The sequence below is a fragment of the Variovorax sp. P1_H12_2 genome (genome assembly GCF_056405335.1).
On record NZ_JBFUCI010000511.1, the window covers coordinates 1 to 4,030 of the forward strand.

At 71.0% G+C, this 4,030-nt stretch carries 5 protein-coding genes and 1 pseudogene; 2 read left to right on the plus strand and 4 right to left on the minus strand.

The genetic code is table 11. The features are described 5' to 3' along the window. Positions 1-205 precede the first annotated feature (205 nt). Both AC1D2K_RS31280 and AC1D2K_RS31285 read right to left on the minus strand, forming a co-directional pair. Positions 206-886, minus strand: a pseudogene (locus tag AC1D2K_RS31280) (dienelactone hydrolase family protein); the annotation flags it as partial. 2 nt (positions 887-888) lie between these two features. Next, positions 889-1,509 (minus strand): DsbA family protein, encoded by a 621-nt coding sequence (locus AC1D2K_RS31285; protein WP_478093896.1) that lies wholly within the window; start codon positions 1,507-1,509, stop codon positions 889-891. A 70-nt stretch (positions 1,510-1,579) separates the two neighbouring features. Here AC1D2K_RS31285 and AC1D2K_RS31290 point away from each other — a divergent pair, with 70 nt between their 5' ends. After that, positions 1,580-2,326, plus strand: a complete 747-nt coding sequence (locus AC1D2K_RS31290) for an SDR family oxidoreductase (protein WP_478093897.1) — start codon at positions 1,580-1,582, stop codon at positions 2,324-2,326. A 14-nt stretch (positions 2,327-2,340) separates the two neighbouring features. Continuing rightward, on the plus strand, positions 2,341-2,982 hold the full coding sequence (locus AC1D2K_RS31295; RefSeq protein ID WP_478093899.1) for a MarC family protein: 642 nt from the start codon (positions 2,341-2,343) through the stop codon (positions 2,980-2,982). A gap of 3 nt (positions 2,983-2,985) precedes the next feature. Here AC1D2K_RS31295 and AC1D2K_RS31300 read toward each other — a convergent pair whose 3' ends face one another. Together AC1D2K_RS31300 and AC1D2K_RS31305 are read right to left on the minus strand one after the other, a co-directional pair. Then, a complete protein-coding gene (locus AC1D2K_RS31300) occupies positions 2,986-3,444 on the minus strand; it encodes a metallophosphoesterase family protein (RefSeq protein WP_478093900.1) in 459 nt (152 codons plus the stop codon). Positions 3,445-3,475: 31 nt separating this feature from the next. Beyond that, positions 3,476-4,030, minus strand: a 555-nt coding sequence (locus AC1D2K_RS31305) for an ABC-type transport auxiliary lipoprotein family protein (RefSeq protein WP_478093902.1), incomplete at its 5' end; no start/stop codon positions are given.

Sequence of the window (4,030 nt, forward strand, 5' to 3'; positions counted from 1 at the left end):
GCCTATTCGCAGCGCCGTCACAACAGTGCCGCGCTGCGGGCGCTGCTGGACTTTCTCGAAGCGCGCGTGCGAGACCCCGAGCCCCAGGCCGAATCCGAGGAAAGCCGCCCCGCGGCCGGCGGCCGACGCGCAAAACAGCCGCCGGCTGCCTGAAACCCGCGCGGACGGCGCGAACCGGCGACGGCCGGCGCGGGGGGCCGGCTCRGCCCAGGTGCCTGGCGAAGAACGCCAGCGTGCGCTCCTTGGCCAGCCTGGCCGCCGACGCGTCGTAGGAGCCGCGCTGGTCGCAGTTGAAGCCGTGGCCGCATTCGTAGACCTGGACCTCGACCTCGGGATGCGCCTTCCTGAAGGCATCGACGGTGTCGAGCGGAATCCAATGGTCGTTGCTGCCGAAATGGACCAGCACCGGTACCTTGGGCTCGAGCGCGCTTTCCTTCGGCGTGGTCATGCCGCCGCCGTAGTACGGGGCCGCCGCCGCCAGGCCCGACACGCCGGCCGCCGCGCGCCAGGTCAGCAGGCCGCCCCAGCAATAGCCCACGATGCCGACCTTGCCCGCCCGCGCCGCGTGATCGACCGCGGCCTGGATGTCCTGCAGCACGCCGGGCGCCGGCAGGGCCTCGACCGCGGTCTTGAGCGCAAAGCCGGCCTTCAGGTCGTCGTCGGTGTAGCCCAGCTCGACACCCTGCCGCGCGCGGTGAAAGGTCGCCGGCGCCACCGCCAGGTAGCCTTCGGCCGCATAGCCGTCGGCCACCGCGCGAATGTGCGAATTGACGCCGAAGATCTCCTGCACCACGACGACGGCACCCCGGGGCTGGCCCGCCGGCTCGGCCACGTAGGCGGGAAAGCTGAAGCCGTCGCTGGCTGTGAGATCGATGAATTGGCCCATGGTCATGCTCCGGTGGTGGATGCCTGGCGCTTGAGGGCGCGTTCGACGAAATCGAGGCGGTCCTGGCCCCAGAAGATCTCGCCGTCGATCACGTAGCTCGGGGCGCCGAAGACCTTGGTGTCGATGGCCTGCTGCGTGTAGTCCTCGTAGCGCTCCTGCACCGCCTGGCTTTGCGCCTGGCCGGCGCAGCGGGCGTCGAGCCCGCATTCCGCCGCCAGCGCTTCCAGCACCTTGGGGTCGGCGATGTTGCGTTCCTGAACCCACACCGCTGCGAACACCGCGCCGCAGAGCTTCATCGCGGCCTCGGTGCCGTCGTGCAGGTCGGCCGCGATGATGAGCCGGGCGGCATCGTCGCTGGCCACCGGGAAGAACTTGGGCTTGGGGTTCAGGGCGATGTCCAGGTGCTGCGAGAAGCGGGCCAGGTCCACCAGGCGGTAGGCCTGCCGCTGCGGCGCGCGCTTGCCCAGGGGCAGCCCGCCCGAGACCGGGAACACGGCGCCGAAATCGATCGGCCGAACGCGCACCGTGGCGCCCGCGGCCTTCGCGATGGCGGCGAAGCGCGCATGGCCGAGGTAGGTCCAGGGGCTCTGCGGCGTGAAGTAGTAGTCGATGCTGCGGCTCAAGAGCGTCTCCTCGATGATGTAATCCGCTGTGGTTTTAACTGACGCGCGGCTTTCGTGCAGGAGGTGGGATTTGGACCAGGTGCTCTTGATCACCGGCGGCAGCCGCGGCATCGGCGCCGCGACCGCGCTGCTGGCGGCGCGCCGCGGCTACGCGGTCGCGGTCAACTATGCCAGCAACTCGCTGGCCGCCGACGAAGTGGTGCGGGCCATCCGCGCCGCCGGCGGCACCGCGATGACGGTCCAGGCCGACGTCGGCGACGAGGCGCAGGTGCTCGCGATGTTCGAGAAGGTCGACGCCAAGCTCGGCCGCCTGACGGCGCTGGTCAACAACGCCGGCGTRGTCGACATGCAGTCGCGCGTCGACCAGATGAGCGTGGCGCGGCTCGAACGCATGCTGCGCATCAACGTGATCGGCAGTTTCGTCTGCGCCCGCGAGGCGGTGCGGCGCATGAGCACGAAGCATGGCGGCGGCGGCGGCGCGATCGTCAACCTCTCCAGCGCGGCCGCGCGCCTGGGCTCGCCGGGCCAGTACGTGGACTACGCCGCCAGCAAGGGCGCGATCGAGAGCTTCACGATCGGCCTGGCCAAGGAAGTGGCCGAAGAAGGCATCCGCGTCAACGCGGTGCGCCCGGGCCTGATCGACACCGAGATCCACGCCTCGGGCGGCCTGCCCGAGCGCGCCTTCCAGCTCGCCTCGACCGTGCCGATGAAACGCACCGGCAGCGCCGACGAGGTGGCCCACGGCATCCTGTGGCTGCTGTCGGCCGAGGCCGGCTACGTCACCGGAACCTTCCTCGACGTCACGGGTGGACGCTGATGGCGCCCCCCGCGATGGATCTGATCAAGCCGCTGATCACGCTGCTGGCCATCGTGAACCCGCTGGCGATCGTCCCCTTCTTCATCCACTACACGCAGGGCTGCACCGACCAGCAGCGCAAGCGCACGGCCTGGGTGTCGGCCTTCAGCGCCTTCATCGTGATCGCGGTCAGCGCGCTGCTGGGGCTGCAGCTGCTGTCCTTCTTCGGCATCTCGATCGCGAGCTTCCAGGTCGGCGGCGGCATGCTGCTGCTGATCAGCTCGCTCTCCATGCTGAACGCCGAGCCGGCGGAGTCGAAGACCAACAAGGAGGAGATCCGCGCGACGGAGGTGAAGGCATCGCTCGGCGCCTCGATCGCGGTCGTGCCGCTGACCATCCCGCTGCTGACCGGCCCGGCCACCATGTCGACGGTGGTCATCTTCGCCGACCGGACGCAGCATGTCTGGGAGCTCGCGATCCTGGTCGGGTACGGCGTGGTGATCGGCCTGGCCACCGGCGTCACCTTCTCGCTGGCCGAACCGATCTCGCGGGTGCTCGGCAAGACCGGCATCAACGTCATGACGCGGCTGATGGGCCTGATCCTGGCGGCGCTGGCGGTCGAGGTGATGGCCGACGGGCTGGGCACCCTGTTCCCGGTGCTGCACCGCGCCACCTGAGCGCTACGCGCCCAGGTCGACGATGCGCGGCACGATCGCCTCGCCATCGATCCGCAGCTCGGCCACCGAGACCGGCAGCCTGAAGCGGCGCGGCCCCGCACTGCCGGGATTCAGATAGAGCACCGCGCCGCGCTGCTCGGCCCGCGGGCGGTGTGAATGGCCGGACACCACGACGCGAATGCCGGCCGCGACCGGGTCGATGCGCAATTGCGCCAGATCGTGGATCGCGAAGAGGCGCAGGCCACCGGCTTCCAGCAGCGCCGTTTCCGGCACCGCCTCGGCCCAGGCAGCGCCATCGTTGTTGCCGCGCACCACGGTCAGCGGCGCCAGCGCGGACAAGGCGTCGATGATCTCCAGCCCGCCGATGTCGCCGCCGTGCACGATGTGATCGCAGCCGCGCAGGAAGTCCAGCGCTTCGGGCCGCAGCAGCCCGTGGGTGTCGGAGATGATGCCGATGCGCATGGCGGCTGCCGATGGTCTCGGACGCGCCGGCCTACTGCGCGTCGACCCAGGCCACCAGCTCGGCCACCACGACCTCGCTGGCCGCCGCCAGGGCCTTGACGCCGCCGGGCCCGTCGGGGGTCGGCGCGGGCTTGCGGACCGTGAAGCTGCGCTGGGCCAGCACCTTGTCGCCGGCGGGCTGGCTGCGGGTCAGCGTGGCGCTCACGCGCACCAGGCCGATGCTGCGCTCGGGCGACTCGAAGTACTGGCTGAACTCCTCCAGCGTGACGCGCAGGGTGTCGGGCAGGCGGCCCGCGCTGCGGGCGATGGTGGCGCTCTCCTCCGGGCCCAGCACCGTGCGGCCGGCCGAGAGCGCTTCGCGCAGGCGCTGGCGCAGCAGCTGCGCCGGCGGCTGGCTCCAGCGCGACTGGCCGTAGGGCCGCAACTCGTTCGAATCCGCGTAGCCGAGGCGGTACAGCAGCTGGGTGCCGTCGAGCCGCGAATTGGCATCGACTTCGGCCAGCGCGATCATCGGCCGCGCGCGCGGGGCCGGCGAGGCGGCGGCAGCCGGTGCCGGCACCGTGTTGCCGGGCCCGAAATCGTAGAG

Coding starts and splice junctions, on each gene's coding strand:
- AC1D2K_RS31295 (WP_478093899.1), top strand. CDS start 2,341: ATGGATCTGATCAAGCCGCTGATCACGCTGCTGGCCATCGTGAACCCG.
- AC1D2K_RS31300 (WP_478093900.1), bottom strand. CDS start 3,444: ATGCGCATCGGCATCATCTCCGACACCCACGGGCTGCTGCGGCCCGAA.